The sequence below is a fragment of the Vibrio sp. 03_296 genome, from assembly GCF_002265885.1.
In genome coordinates this window covers 1-1,266 of sequence record NZ_NPKW01000966.1, presented here as the reverse complement: position 1 = coordinate 1,266, position 1,266 = coordinate 1, and the positions used below count along the sequence as shown (strand labels likewise).

Annotated in this window: 3 protein-coding genes; all 3 read left to right on the top strand. The window is 36.9% G+C overall.

Features of this window, described 5'->3' with window-relative positions; translation table 11 throughout:
* The first annotated feature begins 73 nt into the window (after nt 1-73).
* Entirely contained in the window at nt 74-220 is a 147-nt protein-coding gene (locus CIK04_RS32970; RefSeq protein ID WP_176463471.1) for a hypothetical protein, read from the top strand.
* A 61-nt stretch (nt 221-281) separates the two neighbouring features.
* Nucleotides 282-935 carry a UDP-3-O-(3-hydroxymyristoyl)glucosamine N-acyltransferase gene (locus tag CIK04_RS29210; protein ID WP_128824754.1) on the top strand — a complete coding sequence of 218 codons (654 nt, stop codon included), beginning with the start codon at nt 282-284 and terminating at the stop codon, nt 933-935.
* Between the two features lie 2 nt (nt 936-937).
* Nucleotides 938-1,252, top strand: a complete 315-nt coding sequence (locus CIK04_RS29205) for an SDR family NAD(P)-dependent oxidoreductase (RefSeq protein WP_128824753.1) — start codon at nt 938-940, stop codon at nt 1,250-1,252.
* The last annotated feature ends 14 nt before the right edge of the window (nt 1,253-1,266 follow it).

Sequence of the window (1,266 nt, the reverse complement as noted above, 5' to 3'; positions counted from 1 at the left end):
ARGGAATTCAAGTAGGTAAAGAATATTCAGAATCTTTTGAAGTTATTCGAATGTATTTATAAAGTAGGTGGTTATGCAGTATCATATTGTCCGCGATATTTCTGCTTCTGAACTGGCAAATGCTTTAGAATTAGATTTTTATGGTGACAGTGAGCAGCTTATTCGGACTGTTGGTAGCTTGGAAAATATAGAGTCGAATGTATTAAAATTTTGCCAATAAACCAAAAGAAAATGTATTAAAAGGAATCGTTATTGGTCTTGACGGAGTCGAAGCAGAGACGGTGCTTCTTTCTAAAAATCCTCGCTTAGGACTTCTGCAGGGGCGTTACAGTTTTTTGATTGACTCWGAAGTTTTAGTTAGAAAAACATCATCACTAGTTATTGATAACTCTGCGATTATAGCTAACTCTGCAGTAATTGAAGATGGAGTAAGTATTGGCGAAAGGACGATAATTGAACACAATGTAACAATTCACCAAGGTACAGTGATCGGTTCTAACACAATTATCAGAGCAAACTCAGTTATCGGCGCCCAGGGTTTTGGCTTCGAAAAAGTGATGAGGGATTGGTATAGATTTCCACATTTAGGAAGAGTAATCATTGGTAATAATGTTGAAATAGGGGCGTTAAATAGTGTTTGCATTGGAGCTCTTGATAATACAGTTATCAATGATGGTGTTAAAACGGATAATTTAGTACACATAGCGCATAATTGCCAAATTGGGAAAAATTCAATATTGACAGCATGTACTGAGTTAAGTGGAGGCGTTTTTTTGGGGGAAGGTGTCTGGATGGGACCCAATTCATCGACGATGCAGAAAGTTAGCATTGGGGACTCCGCTGTTGTTGGTTTGGGCAGTGTTGTAACCAAAAACGTTGAAGCTGGTAATACTGTTGCGGTTGGCCACCAGGCAAAGTTAATAAAAAGAGGTTAACGATGAAGTCTGTTTTAATCACAGGTGGTACAGGTGGAATTGGGACTGCGTTGGTAAAGGCTTTTGTTAATAAAGGATACCATGCTTATGTGACTCATACTCATAAACCAAGAGATGTTTTAGACTGTTGGCTGGCGGAAAATAAAATAGAAAAAAAACACGTTTCCTTTCTGGCATTAGACCTAAATAATATATCTGAAGTTGAACTACAGATATCTATATTGCTTGAAAATTCAAACATTGATGTTTTAATTAATAATGCGGGTGTAAGCAGCCGATTCCACATTTCTAAAAATGAATTTGGATCAATGGAATAGTGTAATAGATGTTA

Coding starts and splice junctions, on each gene's coding strand:
- CIK04_RS29205 (WP_128824753.1), top strand. CDS start 938: ATGAAGTCTGTTTTAATCACAGGTGGTACAGGTGGAATTGGGACTGCG.
- CIK04_RS32970 (WP_176463471.1), top strand. CDS start 74: ATGCAGTATCATATTGTCCGCGATATTTCTGCTTCTGAACTGGCAAAT.